This window comes from Xanthomonas sp. LF06-19, assembly GCF_034105425.1.
Taxonomy (GTDB): domain Bacteria; phylum Pseudomonadota; class Gammaproteobacteria; order Xanthomonadales; family Xanthomonadaceae; genus Xanthomonas_A; species Xanthomonas_A sontii.
Window position 1 is genome coordinate 574,302 of the sequence record NZ_JAXGGH010000001.1, and the last position, 15,958, is coordinate 590,259.

Here is a 15,958-nt window from a genome sequence, read left to right on the forward strand (position 1 = left end):
GCGGTTGAAGCCGCCTCTACGGTTGTCTCGGCTCGCGCACCACTAAAGAGGCGGCTGTCCCCGCAGGAGCGGCTTCAGCCGCGGCGAGCGAAGCCATCCCATCCTCTGGTCGCGCAAGGCGTCGGGACTGAAGTCCCTCCCACAAGGAAGACTTTTCGCTTCCGACGCGCGCATCCCCAATCCCGAATCCCCAATCCCGGCGGCGGCCGCGGTCATCACCCCGCCGCCTTTCCCTTCCCCTTGCCCTGCCCGGGCGCCGGGCCACCGGCCGCGGCGATCGCGGTTTCGATGTCGTGGGCGGTGACCGGCCCCAGGAATTGCTTGGCGAGCTTGCCGTCGGGCGCGATCAGGTAGGTCATCGGCAGGCCGCGCGGGGTGGCGAAGTCGGCCGGCGGCGCATAGGTGTCGACGATGACGATCGGATAGGCGACCGGATGCTGCTTCAGGAACGCCTGCATCTCCGCCGGCTCGATGTCCTCGTAGGCCAGGCCCACCACCTCGATGTTGTCGCGCATCACGTGCAAGGCCGACAGTTCCGGCATCTCCTTCAGGCACGGCGCGCACCAGGTGGCCCAGAAGTTCACCACCACCCACTGCCCGCGGTGCGCGGCCAGGTCGTACTCGCGGCCGTCCACGGCCTTCATCTTCAGGGTCGGCTCGGGGCGGGTCTCCTGCACCACGGACGGCCCGGCCGCCGGCGCGGCGGGCGCCTCCGGCGCTGCCGGGGCGGGTGGCGCCTTGGGCGCGGTGGACGACGCGGTGGTCGCGCCGCCGTCGGCCGGCTTGGGCGTGGGCTGGCGGTCGCACCCGGCCAGCAGGGCGGCAGCGGCGAACAGCGGGAACAGCAGGCGCATGGCGGTCATGCAAGGTCTCCAATCTCGGTGTAGAGGTCGCCGACGCGACGCTTGAGCACGTCGCGCAACGGCAGGCGCAGTTCGTCCAGCGCGCGGCACGCCGCCTGGCCCAGGGCGTCGTCGCGGCACGGCAGATAGGTCTCGACGACAGGGATGCGCAGCTGGCAATTCTCGTACAGCTCGGCCACCGGCACGTCGCTCAGATCGCGGGCCAGCATCCAGTCGCCCTGCTCGGTACGACTGAGCAGGCGGATGCGCTCCAGTTCGCACAGCAGCTCCTGCACCAGCGAATCGGTCAGCATCGGCTCCAGTTCCAGGAGTTGGTCCTCCTGCAGCCCCCTGCCCTGCCTGCGCGCCTGCGCGAAGCGCCCGAGCAGGCGCAGCAGGCCGTAGATCTCGTAGCCGGCCGGCAGGCGCATCGAGGCCGGCTGGTAGCGGAAGGCGGCGATCGAAGAGGACACCGAGGCACCGAGCAGGATCGCGATCCAGCTCAGGTAGATCCACAGCAGGAAGATCGGCACGAACGCGACCGTGCCGTAGATGCGCTGATACGACTGGAAGCTGCCCAGATACAGGCTCAGGCCCCACTTCACCAGCTCCAGCAGCAGCACCGCCAGCAGTGCACCCGGCACCGCATGGCGCAGCTTGACCGTGTGGTGCGGCACCACCCGGTACACCAGGGTGATGCAGACGAATTCGATCAGCACCGGCGCCACGCTCAGCACCACCTGCGCCAGCAGCCGGCCCTCGCTGGTCTTGAACAGCGGCAGCGCGAAGAACCGCGCCGATACCGCCAGCGAGGCCGCGGCCAGCAGCGCGCCGAGGGTCAGCACGGTCCAGTACACCAGGAAGCGGGTCAGCTGCGGCCGCGCCGACACCACCCGCCAGATCTGGTTGAAGGTCTGCTCGACGCTGTTGAGGGTGATCAGCAGCGAGACCACCAGCGCTATCACGCCGGCGGTGGTCAGTTGCCCGGCGCTGGCCGAGAACTGCCGCAGGTAGGACTCCACCGAACGCGCCGCGGCCGGCACGAAGTTGGAAAAGATGTAGTCGCTGAGCTGGTCGCTCCACTTGTCGAACACCGGGAACGCCGACAGCACCCCGAACACCACCACCGCCAGCGGCACCAGCGCGAAGATGGTGGTGTAGGCCAGCGAGGCCGCGGCCTGGAACAGGCGGTCGTCGAGGAAGCGCCGCCACAGGAAGCCGGCGAAGCTGCGCATGCGCGCGCGGTCGCGCAGGCGATCGGCCCAGAGATTGACGGTGTCCAGCGGCTGCATCGGGCAAGGGTACCCGATGCGCATGGACGCCGGCATCGTCGATACTGGCGGTCGTTCCGATCCACGAGAGGGCCGCATGGCCGAGATTCTGGTCCTGTACTACAGCCGTGGCGGCTCGGTGGCGCGCCTGGCGCGGCAGATCGCACGCGGCGTCGGCGAAGTGCCGGGCATGGCCGCGCGCCTGCGCACCGTGCCGCCGGTGGCCGCGGTCACCCAGACCAGCGCACCGCCGGTGCCCGACAGCGGCGCGCCGTACGTGGATGCCAACGACCTGCGCGAATGCGTGGGCCTGGCGCTCGGCAGCCCGACCCGCTTCGGCAACATGGCCGCGCCGGTCAAGCACTTCATCGACGGCCTCGGCGCCGACTGGGCCAGCGGCACGCTGGCCGGCAAGCCGGCGGCGGTGTTCACCTCCACCGCGTCGCTGCACGGCGGCCAGGAAGCCACCCTGCTGTCGATGCACCTGCCGCTGCTGCATCACGGCTGCCTGATCGTCGGCATTCCCTACACCGAACCGCTGCTCAGCAGCACCCGCAGCGGCGGCACGCCGTACGGCGCCAGCCACGTCGCCGGCGCCGACGACGATCCGCAACCCAGCGAGGAAGAAGCGCAGCTGGCGCGCGCGCTCGGCCGGCGCCTGGCCGAGATCGCGCAACGACTGGCGGCGCCATGAGCGGCGGGCGCCTGCGGGTGGCGCTGGGGGCGACGCTGCTGGCGTTGGCGGCACTGTTCGCGACCTGGTTCCACGACGATCGCCACCGTCTCGCCGCCCTGCTGGTGTTCGCGCTGCCGCCGCTGTTGCTGGCCGTGGGCGTGCTGCGCGGCTCGGCAGTGGCACGATTCTGGAGCGGCGTCGGCGCGCTGCTGTGGTTCAGCCACGGGGTGATGACCGCCTGGAGCCACCCGCCACAGCGTGGCTACGGCTGGGCGGAACTGCTGCTGGCGCTGCTGGTGGTGGGCCTGTCCAGCGCGCCGGGCATCCGCGCACGCTTCGCGCGCCGCCGCGGCGCAGCCGGGCGCGACTGAGCGGCCGCCCCGCCGCGCCCGGTATCATGGACGGCCTGCGCGGCCACGGCCGCGCCCCGACATGCTTCTAGGAACGGCAATGGAAGAACTCCTGATCGTCACCACCGGCGGCACGATCGACAAGATCTACTTCGACGACAAGTCCGACTACCAGATCGGCGACCCGCAGATCGGCCAGATCCTCAAGGAACTGGGCGTGACCTTCCGCTTCACGGTGATCCCGATCATCCGCAAGGATTCGCTGCACATCACCGACGAAGACCGCGAGCTGATCCGCGCCACCATCGCCGCGCAGTCCGCGCGCCATGTGTTGATCACCCACGGCACCGACTCGATGGTGCAGACCGGCAAGGTGCTGCAGGCGATCGAGGGCAAGACCATCGTGATGACCGGCGCGCTTAACCCGGCGCGCTTCCGCGGCTCCGACGCCGAGTTCAACATCGGCTGCGCGGTCGGCGCAGTGCAGTCGCTGCCGGCCGGCGTCTACATCGCCATGAACGGGCGCATCTGGGATCCACAGAAGGTGCGCAAGAACGTGGCGGCGAACCGTTTCGAAGCGGCCTGAGCGGCGACGATGTCCAAGGCCACGCGCGCAACCAAGGCGCTGGATGCGGCCGGCGTCGTCTACCGGCTGCATCCCTACGACTACGAAGCCGAAGCCGGCGCCAAGGGCCTGCAGGCCGCACAGGCGCTGGGCCTGCCGCCGGAGCGGGTGCTGAAGAGTCTGATGGCCTGGGTCGACACGCGCGCGGTCTGCGTGGTGGTCCCGTCCGACCGCCGCGTGCAGTTGAAGAAACTGGCCGCCGCCGCGGGCGGCAAGGCGGCGCGGATGATGGAGGCCGCCGAGGCCGAGCGCCGCACCGGCTACAAGGTCGGCGGCATCAGTCCGCTGGGCCAGCAGCGGCCGGCGCCGGTGCTGATCGAGCAAACCGCACTGGGCGCAGGCAGCGTCTGGTTCAACGCCGGGCAGCGCGGCCTGCTGCTGGAAATGGAGGCCGCGCAGGTGCTCGACGCACTGCAGGCACGTGCCTGCGATCTGTGCGAGTGAGGCGCGTCAGTAACTCGCGGTCGCACTCACGCCCGCCACCGCGGTGACCGCCTTGATCCGCACGTAATAGAGCCCGGCCGGCAAGGTCAGCGTGCAGCGCTCGGTGGTGCCGGCGGCGACCGACCGGCAACCGTATGCGGTATCGGTCGGCAGGGCGCCCGCGCGCAGGTACAGATCGGCATTGCCGCTGCCACCGCTCAGGGCCAGCGTCAGCGCCGACGTGCCGGCGGGCACGGTGATCTGGTAGTACAGCGACGTTCCCGCCTTGAGCGACAGATTTCCCATCGGCACGCCACGCACCAGCGTCTGCGCCTTCACTGTCGCCGCCACCGCCGCCCCCGCATTGACCAGCCCTGCACCGCAGCCGGCGGTGCACGCCACCGGCAGCGGGCTGGCGGTGGCCTTCAGCCGGGCCTCCAGTTCCGCCGGCGTCAGCGGATTCAGCGCTGCCGACAGCGCCAGCGCGGCGACGCCGGCCACGTGCGGCGCCGCCATCGAGGTGCCGCTGTAGGACGCATACGCCGGCGCCCCCGGCCCCAGCGTGCCGGTATTGAGCGTGGACAGGATGCCCTGTCCGGGAGCGGCAATGTCCACGCCCGCCCCATAGTTGGAAAAACTGGCACGGGCGCCGGCGGAGGTGGTCGCGGCCACCGCGATCACGTTCGGACAGTTGGCGGGCACGCTGCCGACGACATCGCTGTTGCTGTTGCCCGCAGCGACGACGACGCTGGTCCCGCGCGCAACCGCACTCGCGATCGCCCCTGCCATCGTCGGCGAACAGCTTCCGGCGGCACCCAGCGACAGGTTGATGACCTGCGCCGGCGTCGGGTTGGCGGGAACGCCAGCGATGGTGCCGCCGGACGCCCAGACGATGGCGTCGGCGACATCGGAGAGATAACCACCGCATTTACCCAGCACACGCACCGGCAGGAGCTTCGCGTTGAAGGCGACGCCGGCGACACCGGCGGCATTATTGGTGACCGCGGCGATGGTGCCGGCCACATGCGTGCCGTGCCAACTCGAACTCGCCGCCGGCGTACCGGCACCGCAGGTATTGGCGGGATAGCCATCGCCCGGATCGGCGGCGTCACGGTCGCGGCCGCCACCATCGCCGGCCACCAGGGGATCGCTGATGAAGTCGTAGCCCGGCAACACGTTCGCCGCCAGATCCGGATGTGCGGTGATGCCGGTATCGAGCACTGCGACCACCACACCCTTGCCCGTCGCCAGATCCCAGGCCGGGCGCACATTGATCGTCGCCGTACCGGTTCCGAACGCCCATTGTTGGGACAGGCCAGGATCGTTCGGGACCAGCGAGGGGCGCAACAGCACATCGACCTCCACGCGCGCGACGGCCGGATCGGCGGCCAGGCGCCGCATCAGCGTCTCCGCCTCGACGCGATCCAGGCTGCGATCGGCGGCGATGACGTCGGCACCGGTCGCCAGGCGCCGCAACGATGCCAGGCCGAGGGCACGGCCGCGCCGGGCCGGCAACATGCGCGCGGCCTCCGCCAGCGGTGCCGCGCGCGAGGCCAGCGCAGGCGCGGCGTCATCGCGATAGGTGACGATGAAACGCTGTGGATTCGGCGTCGTCGCCAGCGCCTGCAATCCGATCTCGCCGGCAGCGGCGGTGCCGGCGGCTGCCAGCAGCAAAAGGCACGCGGCGCTGCGGCGCCGGAGCACGCTGTACTTGAACATGAGACTCCCCCCGGGCTATACACGTGGCGCAGTCGGCCGCCCACCGCGCAGGTTCGAACGTGGCGGTGCAGGCCGCGGCCACCGCGTACGCGACAGCCGCAGAACGGTCCTGCACCGCGGATAGCGGCAAGGCGCGGATCGGGTAGAGGGCGCAAGCGGCGCAATGTGCAGATCTGTGATCGGCGACGAGCCCGGCTGTGGAATGCATCAAGACGACCGGACCAGGGCGGCCGGACGCGGCACAAACAAAAAAGCCCCGCGCCGAAGCGCGGGGCGACCGAGAGTGGCGGCGGCGGCGTCCTGGCCGACCGCTGCGATCCGGCACCGGGAGGTGCGCGGCGGCCATGCCGCGGCCGCCGCGACGGAGTGCCTCAGTAGTCGGCCTTCAGGCTGACACCGGAGAACGTGCTGTACGCCTTCACCCGCACATAGTAGGTGCCGGCCTGCGGGGAGTTGAAGGTGCAGCTCTCGTTGTTGCCGTTCTTGTACGGACGGCAGTCGTAGGCCGAGTCGGTCGGCGCGCTGCCGAAGCGCACGTACAGGTCGGCATCGCCGCTGCCGCCGGAGGTGGTGACCACCAGGCTGCTGGCACCGGACGGCACCTTGACCGTGTAGTTCAGCGAGGAACCGCTGTTGGCGCTGAGGTTGGTGACCGCCACGCCGTCCTGCAGTTCGTTGCTGCTGCCGCCACCACCGCCACCACCGCTGCTGCCGCCGTTCAACGCCGCGGTGACCGCCGCGTTGGCGTCGAGCAGGCCGGCGCCGCACCCCTGCGAGCAGGAGAAGCTGGCCGCGGTGTTCTTGATGGTGCTTTCCACCTGCGCCGGGGTCAGCGCGGTCGGCGCCACCGACTGCATCAGCGCGACCACGCCGGCCACGTGCGGGGTCGCCATCGAGGTGCCGTTGTACGAGGCGTAGCTCGGGTTGCCCGGGGTGGTGGTGCCGTCGTTGAGCGTGGACAGGATGTTCGAGCCCGGCGCGGAGATGTCGATGCCCGCGCCGTAGTTCGAGTAGCTGGCCTTGGCCCGCGACGAGGTGGTCGCCGCCACCGCGATCACGTTGTTGCAGTTGGCCGGCACCGAGCTGGACACGTTGGTCGAGCTGTTGCCCGCCGCCACCACCACCGTGGTGCCGCGGCTGACCGCGCCGTTGATGGCGTTCTGGTAGGTGCTCGAGCAGGTGCCGCTGCCGCCCAGCGACATGTTGATGACTTCGGCCGGGTTCTGGTTGGTCGGCACGCCGCTGACGGTGCCGCCGGAGGCCCAGGTGATCGCATCGGCGATGTCGGAGGTGTAGCCGCCGCACTTGCCGAGCACGCGCACCGGCAGGATCTTGGCCTTGAACGCGGTGCCGGCCACGCCGGTGCCGTTGTTGGTGATCGCGGCGATGGTGCCGGCCACATGGGTGCCGTGCCAGCTGGAATTGGAGGCGGGCGAACCGGAGTAGCACTCGCCGGCAGCGGCCCAGTCGCCTTCGTCGGCCGGGTTGCTGTCGCGGCCGTTGCCGTCGCGCGCCGAATCCGCATCGCTGATGAAGTCGTAGCCCTGCAGGACGTTGGCGTTGAGGTCCGGGTGGCTGGTGATGCCGGTGTCGATCACCGCCACGACCACGCCGTCGCCGCTGGCCTTGTCCCAGGCCGAGCGCACGTTGATGCCGGCGTTGGTGGTGCCGAAGGCCCACTGGTCGCCCAGGCGCGGATCGTTCGGGGTCAGCGCGATGGTCATGCGCTGGTCGACCTCGACGTACTCGACGTTCGGGTCGGCGGCGATCTGCCGCATCAGCGTCTCGGCCTCGGCGCGGTCCAGCGGACGGCTGGCCTTGACCACTTCCGGACCCACCGCCAGGCGGCGCAGGCTGGTCAGGCCGAGCGCGCGGCCGTTCTTGGCCGGCAGCGCGGCGGCGGCCGACTGCAGCGTCGCGCGCAGCGCCGCCGAGGGCGCCGCAGCGGCGGCGGACGCGCTGGAGATGCTGACCGGCGCGGCATCGCGGGTCTTGACGATGAAGCGTTGCACGGTCGGCTCGGAAGACAGGCCGGAGAGGTTCACGTCACCGGCGAAGGCTGGGGTGGCCAACAACAGGGAGGTGAGAGCGGAGGCGCCCAGCACGACCAGCCACGGACGCTGGCGCGACCCACGATGCGACATTTCGGACATTCGGACTTCCTTTCGGTTGAGTAGCCGCCTGATGGCGGTGTTCCGCGCCGCACCGGTCCGGTCGAAACCTGAACCTGGCGTGCGTTGCGAGCCCGGTCGGATGGCGTGTTGCCGACCATTCATCGACGCTAGCTCAGTACAAGCGCGTATGGAGCAGGGTGTGACGGAAATCCGTTGTACAAAACGACGAAATGCAATGACCGTCGATGTCATAAAGAGAACCGCACCTCATTTTTGCTGCGTTGCAGCATGGAAAGACGCCAGACTTGGCAAATCAGGGGCAGATTTTTGGCTCCCGCGCGACACGCGGGACAAGAAAAGGAGACAGTGGATACAGACGACAGAGGCCGCCTGCATGGCAGCGCCATACATCGGGACGGACACGGAATGTCCGGGGAGCGGATTCCCGGGAAGGCGCGATGCGGAGGCGGGGCGGCGACACATCGCACGCCCCGGCGCACCAGCGCGGACGTCGCCGGCGATGGTCGACGCTGTCGGACCATGCGCCAAGTGGCATGAGGTCCATTCGCCAGGGCAGCCGACAGCCGCCCCAGCGTTGGGCGCTCGGCTCAGCCCAGCCGCACCAGCCAGCCGTGGCGGTCGGCCACGCGGCCGTACTGGATGTCGGTGAGTTCCTGGCGCAGCGACAGCGTCACCGGGCCGGCGGGCGCGGTCAGGTCGCCGACCGCGAAGTCCTTGCCCTTGAGCTGGCCGATCGGGGTCACCACCGCGGCGGTGCCGCAGGCGAACACCTCGGCGATCTCGCCCGAGGCCACGCCGTCGCGCCACTCGTCGATGCTCACCTGCCGCTCCACCACCTGCATGCCGCGGTCGCGGGCCAGTTGCAGGATGCTGTCGCGGGTGATGCCTTCCAGGATGCTGCCCGACAGCGCCGGGGTGACCAGGCTGCCGTCGCGCATCACCAGGAACACGTTCATGCCGCCCAGTTCCTCGATGTACTTGCCCTCGACCGGATCGAGGAACAGCACCTGCGAGCAGCCCTGCGCCTGCGCCTGCTGCTGCGGCAGCAGCGAGGCGGCGTAGTTGCCGCCGCACTTGGCCGCGCCGGTGCCGCCCTTGGCGGCGCGCGCGTAGTCGGTGGACAGCCAGATCGCCACCGGCGCCACGCCCTTGGCGAAATAGGCGCCGGCCGGACTGGCGATGACGTAGTAGCCGGCCTTCTGCGCGGCGCGCACGCCCAGGAAGGCCTCGTTGGCGATCATGAACGGACGGAAATACAGGCTGGTTTCCGGCGCCGACGGCACCCACGCCGCATCGACCGCGATCAGCTGCCGCAGCGATTCCACGAACAGCTCGACCGGCAGCTCCGGCAGCGCCAGGCGCTGTGCCGAGCGCTGCAGGCGCTTGCCGTTGGCCTCCGGGCGGAAGGTCCAGATCGAGCCGTCGGCATGGCGGTAGGCCTTGATGCCTTCGAAGATCTCCTGGCCGTAGTGCAGCACCGAGGCGGCCGGGTCCAGCGCCAGCGGGCCGTAGGCGCGCACTGCGGCGTCGTGCCAGCCCTGCTCGCGGCTCCATTCGATGGCGACCATGTGGTCGGTGAAATAGTTGCCGAAGCCCGGCGCGGCGAGGATCTGCGCGCGCGCCTCGGCGCTGCGTGCGGCGGTGGACGGGGTCAGGCGGAACTGCGTGGACGGCTCAGTAGCGGACACCGGGAATTCCTGTGGTAGTCGAGGGATGGCCAGGGCCGCAGCGTCGTGGCGACGGCAGCGGCGGCGCCCGATCGGGCTCCGTCGCGACGCGCGAGGCGTCGCGCGCGGGTCAGAGCATGCCGGTTTCCAGGCGCGCGGCCTCGGACATCATATGCCGGCCCCACGGCGGATCGAACACCAGCTCGACGTCGGCCTCGGCGATGGTCGGGATCATTTCCAGTTTGCTGCGCACGTCGTCGACCAGGATCTCGCCCATGCCGCAGCCGGGCGCGGTCAGGGTCATCTTGACCTCGACGGTGCGCTGGCCATCCTCGCGCGCATGCATGGTCACGTCGTAGATCAGGCCCAGATCGACGATGTTGAACGGGATCTCGGGGTCGAAGCAGGTGCGCAACTGCTGCCAGATCAGGGCTTCGACCTGCTCGTCGCCGGCATCCTCGGGCAGTTCCAGCCCCGGCGGCGGCTCCTTGCCGATGGCGTCGCCGTCCTTGCCGGCGATGCGGAACAGATTGCCCTCCACGAACACCGTGTAGCTGCCGCCCAGGGCCTGGGTGATGTAGCCGTAGCTGCCGGCGGGCAGGGTCACCGCGTCGCCCTGCGGCACCATCACCGCGGCGCAATCGCGTTCGAATTGGACAGGTTCGCTGCTGCGTGAGTACATGGGGGCGATATGGGGACAGGCCCCGCCGGTGCAAGTCGTGCAGTTTATCCGAGTGCGCGGGGCGCGCGCCGGAAGTATCCTGTACGCCTTCTCCGGGAACATCGAATGCCGCCTTCCTCCACGCCGGCCAGGCCGTCGCACTGGCTGTGGCCCCTGTTGCTCGCCATGGGCTGTTTCACCGCGCTGATCGCCTGGTTGCTGGTGGCGCTGTCGCTGGGTCGCCAGGCCGGCTGGATGGCCGTGGTGGTGGCGCTGGAGATCGCCTGGATGCTGCGTTTAGGCAACCTGCCGCGCGGCCCGCTGCGCATCGCCGTGGCGATGAGCGCCACGGTGCTGGTGATCGTCGCCGCCAACTGGGGCATCGCCGCCGCGCAGATGGGCGCGGGGCTGGGCCTGAACGTCTGGGATTCGTCGCTGAAGATGGGCGCCCACTACGCCTGGACCCTGACCGTGCTGGCCAACAGCCCGGGCGACCTGCTGTGGCTGGGCATCGGCGTGGCCACGGCGTATTTCAGCGCGCGCTGAGCACGGTCGGAGCGCGGCGGACGCCGCTGGGTGGCGATGGTGGTTGCGGCCTGATCACACCCCGATCATCCGCCTTGGCCATGAGGCGCATCGTTTTTTTTGTAGGCGCGGCCGAAGCCGCTCCTGCGCCCTGCGCTCGCTACGTCCCCCCTGCCCCGCCACTCCGCCTGCAACGGCTCAATGCCCGCCGCCATCCAGCGCCTTCAGTTCGCTGACCAGGGCGCCGGCCGCCTCGGCGCCGTCGCCGTACAGCATGCGGGTGTTGTCGGCATAGAACAGCGCGTTCTCGATGCCGGCGAAGCCGGTGCCCTTGCCGCGCTTGATGACGATGACGTTCCTGGAATTGACCACGTCCAGGATCGGCATGCCGTAGATCGGACTGGCCGGGTCGGTCTTGGCCACCGGATTGACCACGTCGTTGGCGCCGATCACCAGCGACACGTCGGTGCTGGCGAACTCGGGGTTGATGTCGTCCATGTCGGCGATCAGGTCGTAGGGCACGCCGGCCTCGGCCAGCAGCACGTTCATGTGCCCGGGCATGCGCCCGGCCACCGGGTGGATCGCGAACTTGACCTTGACCCCGCGCTCGATCAGCCGCTGCGCCAGTTCCCAGATCTTGTGCTGCGCCTGCGCCACCGCCATGCCGTAACCGGGCACGATCACCACGCGCTCGGCGTAGGCCATCATCGCCGCCACGTCGCCGGCCTCGATCGGCTTCTGGCTGCCGGCGATCGCCTGCGCCTGGCCGCCGCCGCCGAAGTTGGAGAACAGCACGCCGCGGATCGGCCGGTTCATCGCCTTGGCCATCAGCCGGGTCAGCAGGATGCCGGCCGCGCCGACCATCATGCCGGCGATGATCAGCGCCTCGTTGCCGAGCACGTAGCCCTCGAAGGCCACCGCCAGGCCGGTAAAGGCGTTGTACAGCGAGATCACCACCGGCATGTCGGCGCCGCCGATCGGCAGCGTCATCAGCACGCCCAGGGCCAGCGCCAGCACGAAGAACAGCACGATCGCCAGCGGACTCAGGCTGATCGCGGCCCAGGCGCCCACGCCCAGCATCGCCACGCACACCAGCAGGTTGAACACCTGCTGCGCGGGGAAGGTGACGCGCCTGTCCAGGCGCCCGTCGAGCTTGGCCCAGGCGATGATCGAGCCGGACAGCGACACCGCACCGATCGCCGAGCCGATCACCGCCAGCGCCAGCGTGGTCGCATCCGGCTGGCGCGCGGCCAGCGCGGCGATTGCGGCCTCGCTCCAGTGCGTGGTATCGCGGCGCATCAGGAACGAGAAGCGCAGCAGCTCCACTGCGCCGATCGCCGCCGCCGAGCCGCCGCCCATGCCGTTGTACAGCGCGACCATCTGCGGCATGTCGGTGATCGCCACCTTCTTGGCGGAGATCCACGCCGCGGCGGTGCCGAGCACGATCGCCAGCACGATCAGCGGCAGGTTGTGCAGACCCGGCAGCAGGAAGGTGGCGGCAGTCGCCAGCAGCATGCCGAAACCGGCCCAGCGGATGCCGCTGCGCGCGGTCCTGGGCGAGGCCATGCGCTGCAGGCCGAGCAGGAACAGGGTGGCGGCGACCAGATAGCTGCTCTTGATCAGGATCGGCAACAGTTCCATCAGCACGCGTGCTCCGAAAAAGGACATCTGCCCGAGTGGCAGAAGGTACGAGAGGACGCCCGGCGCGAGGCCGAGCAGTGCCAATAGGACGGCCACGGCCAGCGCCGCGGCGGTGCGCCGATGCCGCGCATTCAATCCTTCGCCTTGGTCTTGGAGGCATCCGGCTTGCTGGACTTGAACATGTCCAGCATGCGCTCGGTCACCACATAGCCGCCGGCGGCATTGCCGGCGCCGAGCAGCACCGCGACGAAGCCGATGGCTTTCTCCAGGGTGGTGTCGGCATGCCCCAGCACCACCATCGCGCCGATCAGGACGATGCCGTGGATGAAGTTGGAACCGGACATCAGCGGGGTGTGCAGGATCACCGGCACCCGCGAGATGATCACATGCCCGGCGATGGCCGCCAGCATGAAGATGTACAAGGCCACGAACCCGTCGCTCATCGCACCATTCTCCCGGGCGCCGCGCCCGTCCGCCGCATCATAACCGCGTGCTGAACCGCTGTGCGATGCCGGCATGCGCTTGCGCGAAGGCCGCGAGGCCCGGCCGGTCAACCACGCCCGCCACCGCGCGTTAACCACGGCATCCCCCTGCCGGAAGCTAAGCTGTGCTGGTGAGCACGCCCGCCCTCGCACCGCCATCGACCGATGCCGACACCGAACAGCGCCCGCTGCCGGCGTCGCTGGACGCGTTCCTGGCCGAGATCGGGCCGCGCGCGTTCCGCTTCGCCGAAGCCGGACTGCGCCAGCGCGAGGACGCGCTGGACGCGGTGCAGGACGCGATGATCAAGCTGCTGGCCTACCGCGAGCGCCCGGCGCAGGAATGGACGCCGCTGTTCTGGAGCATCCTGCGCCGGCGCATCATCGACCTGCAGCGCCGCCGCACCTTCCGCCTGCGCTTCTGGGCGCCGACCAGCGAGCGTGACGCGGACAGCCCGCCGGACTGGGCCGACGACGGCCCCAATCCGTCCGAGCAGCACGAGCGTCGGCAGACCCATGCGCGGCTGGTGACGGCGCTGCGCGCGCTGCCCGCGCGGCAGCGCGAGGCCTTCACCCTGCGCGTACTGGAAGAGCTGGACGTGGCCACCACCGCACGCGCGATGGGCTGCTCGGAAGGCTCGGTAAAGACCCATCTGTCACGCGCCCGCGAGGCGCTGCAGAAACATCTGGAGGACGTCCGATGACATCCGATCGCACCCGCCCGGCGGATTTCGACACGCAGATGCGCGCCGTCCACCAGGCCGGCTTGCAGGCCCTGCCCGCGCCGACCCTGGCGCGGCTGCGCGCCGCACGCCAGCAGGCCAGCCGTGCGCACGCGGCGCCAAGCCGGCGCTGGGGCTGGCTGCTGGCGGCGGTCCCGGCGCTGCTCGGCGCGGCGCTGGGCGTGCATCTGCTGCTGCGCCCCGCACCGTCGATGCCGACCACCACCACCGCCAGCGTCGCCACCGCCACCGCCACTGCCACGACCGTGGCCGCGACCGCCTCGGTGCGCGCCGGCGCGGCCGCCGACAGCGACCAGGCCGCGACCGCGATGCTCGACGAAAATCCCGACCTGTACCTGTGGCTGGGCTCCGATACCTCGCTGGCAATGGAATGAACCCGATGACTCGCCTGATCCGTCTCTCCCTGACGCTGACGCTGCTGGCCGGCACTGCCGTCCCGGCGGCCTTCGCCGCCCCGCCCCCGCCCGGGCCGCCGCCACCGCCGAGCGCGGCCGACCGCGACGACGACTCCGGCCCGCCGCTGCCCGACTGGGAACACCTGAGCCCACAGCAGCGCGAGCTGCTGATCGCCCCCCTGCGCCAGCGCTGGAACGATGCCCCGCAGCAACGCCGACGCATGTTCGAGCACGCGCAGCGCTGGCAGTCGATGACCCCCGAGCAACGCGACCGAGCACGCAAGGGCGCCCGCCGCTACGAGGACATGACCCCGCAGCAGCGCGAGGAGGCGCGGGTGCTGTTCGAGCGCATGCGCACGCTGCCGCCGGACCAGCGCAAGGCGCTGCGCGACCGCTGGGAAGCGATGACGCCGGCGCAACGCGCCGCCTGGATCCGCGCCAATGCCGGCCCGGACAACCTGCCGCCGCCGGATGCTGCCAGGTAGGCGAAACGCGGCGCCGGTTCAAGCCCGATGCGCATGGCGCGCGCGCCCTCGCCTCGTCGTGTGCGGCGCATGGAGTCCAGCGCCGCAGAAATCGCCTCGCAGGAGCGGCTTCAGCCCCCACGGCGTTCCCGGTGAACCCGGTCGCGGCTGAAACCGCTCTTGCACGGGCTCACCTTGGCCGCAGATCAGCGCCGCCCGAGCCGGCGCCCAACCATCGCGGCCGCACTCACGCCGTCCAGCGCGTCTTCGCCAGCAGTTCGTCGTTCCAGTCGTAGGCGATCGCGCCGTCCTTCAGGAACAGGGCGACGAAGTTGTAGACGTTGCGTGCGTACATCTCGCTCGCATGCACCGCGCCCATGCTGGCCAGATCCAACGGCCCGGCAATGGTCACGCCGGCGTGTTCGATGGTCTCGCCCGGTCGGGTGAGCTCGCAATTGCCACCGGTCTCGGCGGCCAGATCCACCACCACGCTTCCCGGCTTCATTCCGGCGACCATCGCCGCGCTGAGGATCTTCGGTGCCGGCCGCCCCGGCACCGCGGCGGTGCACACCACCACGTCGATGCCCTTCAGGTGCTCGGCCAGGCGACGCTGCTGCTCCGCGCGCTCGTCGTCGGTGAGTTGCCGCGCGTAGCCGCCCTCGCCGGCGGCGCTGACCCCGAGATCGAGAAACTTGCCGCCCAGCGATTCGATCTGCTCGCGGGTTTCCGGGCGCACGTCGAAGCCCTCCACCTGCGCACCCAGGCGCTTGGCGGTGGCGATGGCCTGCAGGCCGGCCACGCCGGCGCCGACGATCAGCACCTTGGAGGGGCGGATGGTGCCGGCCGCGGTGGTCAGCATCGGGAAGAAACGCGGCGCCAGCTGCGCGGCGATCAGGGTCGCCTTGTAGCCGGCCATGCCGGCCTGCGAGCTGAGCACGTCCATCGCCTGCGCGCGGGTGGTGCGCGGCAGCCGTTCCAGCGGAAAGGCGACCAGTTGCCGCGCCTGCAGCGCCGCCGCGCGCGCCGGATCGGCCTGCGGCTGCAGGATGCCGACCACGCCGGCGCCCTCCTTGAGCTGCTGCAGCGCCACCGCCGGCAGCGGCTGCACGCACAGCACCAGATCCGCCTGCGCCGGGCTGTTGGCATCGGCCAGGCTGGCGCCGGCGGCCAGGTAGGCCGCATCGACGAAGCCGGCCGACACGCCGGCCTGCGGCTCGACCCGCACCTGCGCGCCCAGGGCGACCAGTTTCTTGACCGTCTCCGGCGTCGCCGCCACGCGGCGTTCGCCCTGCGCCGATTCCTTCACCACCAGCACCTGCACTGCCATGCGATTCCCCGTGCC

At 70.4% G+C, this 15,958-nt stretch carries 17 protein-coding genes; 8 read left to right on the forward strand and 9 right to left on the reverse strand.

Annotation, left to right across the window (positions count from 1 at the left end; all coding sequences use genetic code 11):
• Positions 1 to 215 precede the first annotated feature (215 nt).
• Together SLW55_RS02620 and SLW55_RS02625 are read right to left on the reverse strand one after the other, a co-directional pair.
• The gene (locus SLW55_RS02620) at positions 216 to 854 is read right to left on the reverse strand and encodes a TlpA disulfide reductase family protein (protein ID WP_226978512.1); all 639 of its coding nucleotides are present in this window, start codon (positions 852 to 854) and stop codon (positions 216 to 218) included.
• Positions 855 to 859: 5 nt separating this feature from the next.
• A complete protein-coding gene (locus SLW55_RS02625) occupies positions 860 to 2,134 on the reverse strand; it encodes a YihY family inner membrane protein (protein WP_043093046.1) in 1,275 nt (424 codons plus the stop codon).
• Between the two features lie 76 nt (positions 2,135 to 2,210).
• Between SLW55_RS02625 and wrbA the strand changes: the two genes are divergently transcribed.
• From wrbA to ybaK, 4 genes are all read left to right on the forward strand, one after another.
• Positions 2,211 to 2,807, forward strand: coding sequence for an NAD(P)H:quinone oxidoreductase (gene wrbA / locus SLW55_RS02630; RefSeq protein ID WP_209249102.1), 597 nt, complete (start codon positions 2,211 to 2,213; stop codon positions 2,805 to 2,807).
• Positions 2,804 to 3,160: a DUF2069 domain-containing protein gene (locus SLW55_RS02635; protein ID WP_043093047.1), complete on the forward strand. Its 357-nt coding sequence runs from the start codon at positions 2,804 to 2,806 to the stop codon at positions 3,158 to 3,160. The genes wrbA and SLW55_RS02635 overlap by 4 nt, the downstream gene beginning before the upstream one ends.
• 79 nt (positions 3,161 to 3,239) lie before the next feature.
• Positions 3,240 to 3,725, forward strand: coding sequence for an asparaginase domain-containing protein (locus SLW55_RS02640; protein WP_017909075.1), 486 nt, complete (start codon positions 3,240 to 3,242; stop codon positions 3,723 to 3,725).
• Between the two features lie 9 nt (positions 3,726 to 3,734).
• Entirely contained in the window at positions 3,735 to 4,208 is a 474-nt protein-coding gene (gene ybaK / locus SLW55_RS02645; RefSeq protein ID WP_017909074.1) for a Cys-tRNA(Pro) deacylase, read from the forward strand.
• A gap of 6 nt (positions 4,209 to 4,214) precedes the next feature.
• Here the strand turns inward: ybaK and SLW55_RS02650 are convergent, their stop codons facing one another.
• The 4 genes from SLW55_RS02650 to sufT all read right to left on the reverse strand — a co-directional run bounded on the left by SLW55_RS02650 (position 4,215) and on the right by sufT (position 10,390).
• The gene (locus SLW55_RS02650) at positions 4,215 to 5,906 is read right to left on the reverse strand and encodes a S8 family peptidase (protein WP_267100041.1); all 1,692 of its coding nucleotides are present in this window, start codon (positions 5,904 to 5,906) and stop codon (positions 4,215 to 4,217) included.
• A 371-nt stretch (positions 5,907 to 6,277) separates the two neighbouring features.
• The gene (locus tag SLW55_RS02655) at positions 6,278 to 8,050 is read right to left on the reverse strand and encodes a S8 family peptidase (RefSeq protein ID WP_017909072.1); all 1,773 of its coding nucleotides are present in this window, start codon (positions 8,048 to 8,050) and stop codon (positions 6,278 to 6,280) included.
• A gap of 578 nt (positions 8,051 to 8,628) precedes the next feature.
• Positions 8,629 to 9,729, reverse strand: coding sequence for a branched-chain amino acid aminotransferase (locus SLW55_RS02660; RefSeq protein WP_267100040.1), 1,101 nt, complete (start codon positions 9,727 to 9,729; stop codon positions 8,629 to 8,631).
• Positions 9,730 to 9,838: 109 nt separating this feature from the next.
• Positions 9,839 to 10,390 (reverse strand): putative Fe-S cluster assembly protein SufT, encoded by a 552-nt coding sequence (gene sufT, locus SLW55_RS02665; protein ID WP_017909071.1) that lies wholly within the window; start codon positions 10,388 to 10,390, stop codon positions 9,839 to 9,841.
• A 105-nt stretch (positions 10,391 to 10,495) separates the two neighbouring features.
• Here sufT and SLW55_RS02670 point away from each other — a divergent pair, with 105 nt between their 5' ends.
• Positions 10,496 to 10,915, forward strand: a complete 420-nt coding sequence (locus SLW55_RS02670; protein WP_017916700.1) for a hypothetical protein — start codon at positions 10,496 to 10,498, stop codon at positions 10,913 to 10,915.
• A 177-nt stretch (positions 10,916 to 11,092) separates the two neighbouring features.
• Here SLW55_RS02670 and SLW55_RS02675 read toward each other — a convergent pair whose 3' ends face one another.
• Positions 11,093 to 12,535 (reverse strand): NAD(P)(+) transhydrogenase (Re/Si-specific) subunit beta, encoded by a 1,443-nt coding sequence (locus SLW55_RS02675; protein ID WP_267113217.1) that lies wholly within the window; start codon positions 12,533 to 12,535, stop codon positions 11,093 to 11,095.
• A gap of 131 nt (positions 12,536 to 12,666) precedes the next feature.
• Entirely contained in the window at positions 12,667 to 12,978 is a 312-nt protein-coding gene (locus SLW55_RS02680; RefSeq protein WP_017909519.1) for an NAD(P) transhydrogenase subunit alpha, read from the reverse strand.
• A 164-nt stretch (positions 12,979 to 13,142) separates the two neighbouring features.
• Between SLW55_RS02680 and SLW55_RS02685 the strand changes: the two genes are divergently transcribed.
• From SLW55_RS02685 to SLW55_RS02695, 3 genes are read left to right on the forward strand one after another with little or no spacing between them, the layout of a single operon-like run.
• A complete protein-coding gene (locus SLW55_RS02685) occupies positions 13,143 to 13,718 on the forward strand; it encodes an RNA polymerase sigma factor (RefSeq protein ID WP_017909518.1) in 576 nt (191 codons plus the stop codon).
• Positions 13,715 to 14,131 carry a hypothetical protein gene (locus tag SLW55_RS02690; protein WP_320744489.1) on the forward strand — a complete coding sequence of 139 codons (417 nt, stop codon included), beginning with the start codon at positions 13,715 to 13,717 and terminating at the stop codon, positions 14,129 to 14,131. Before SLW55_RS02685 ends, SLW55_RS02690 begins: the two co-directional genes overlap by 4 nt.
• A 5-nt stretch (positions 14,132 to 14,136) precedes the next feature.
• Positions 14,137 to 14,637, forward strand: a complete 501-nt coding sequence (locus SLW55_RS02695; RefSeq protein ID WP_267085387.1) for a DUF3106 domain-containing protein — start codon at positions 14,137 to 14,139, stop codon at positions 14,635 to 14,637.
• Positions 14,638 to 14,863: 226 nt separating this feature from the next.
• On the opposite strand, the gene SLW55_RS02700 is transcribed toward SLW55_RS02695, so the two are convergent.
• On the reverse strand, positions 14,864 to 15,943 hold the full coding sequence (locus SLW55_RS02700) for an NAD(P) transhydrogenase subunit alpha (protein WP_267100039.1): 1,080 nt from the start codon (positions 15,941 to 15,943) through the stop codon (positions 14,864 to 14,866).
• Positions 15,944 to 15,958: the final 15 nt, after the last annotated feature.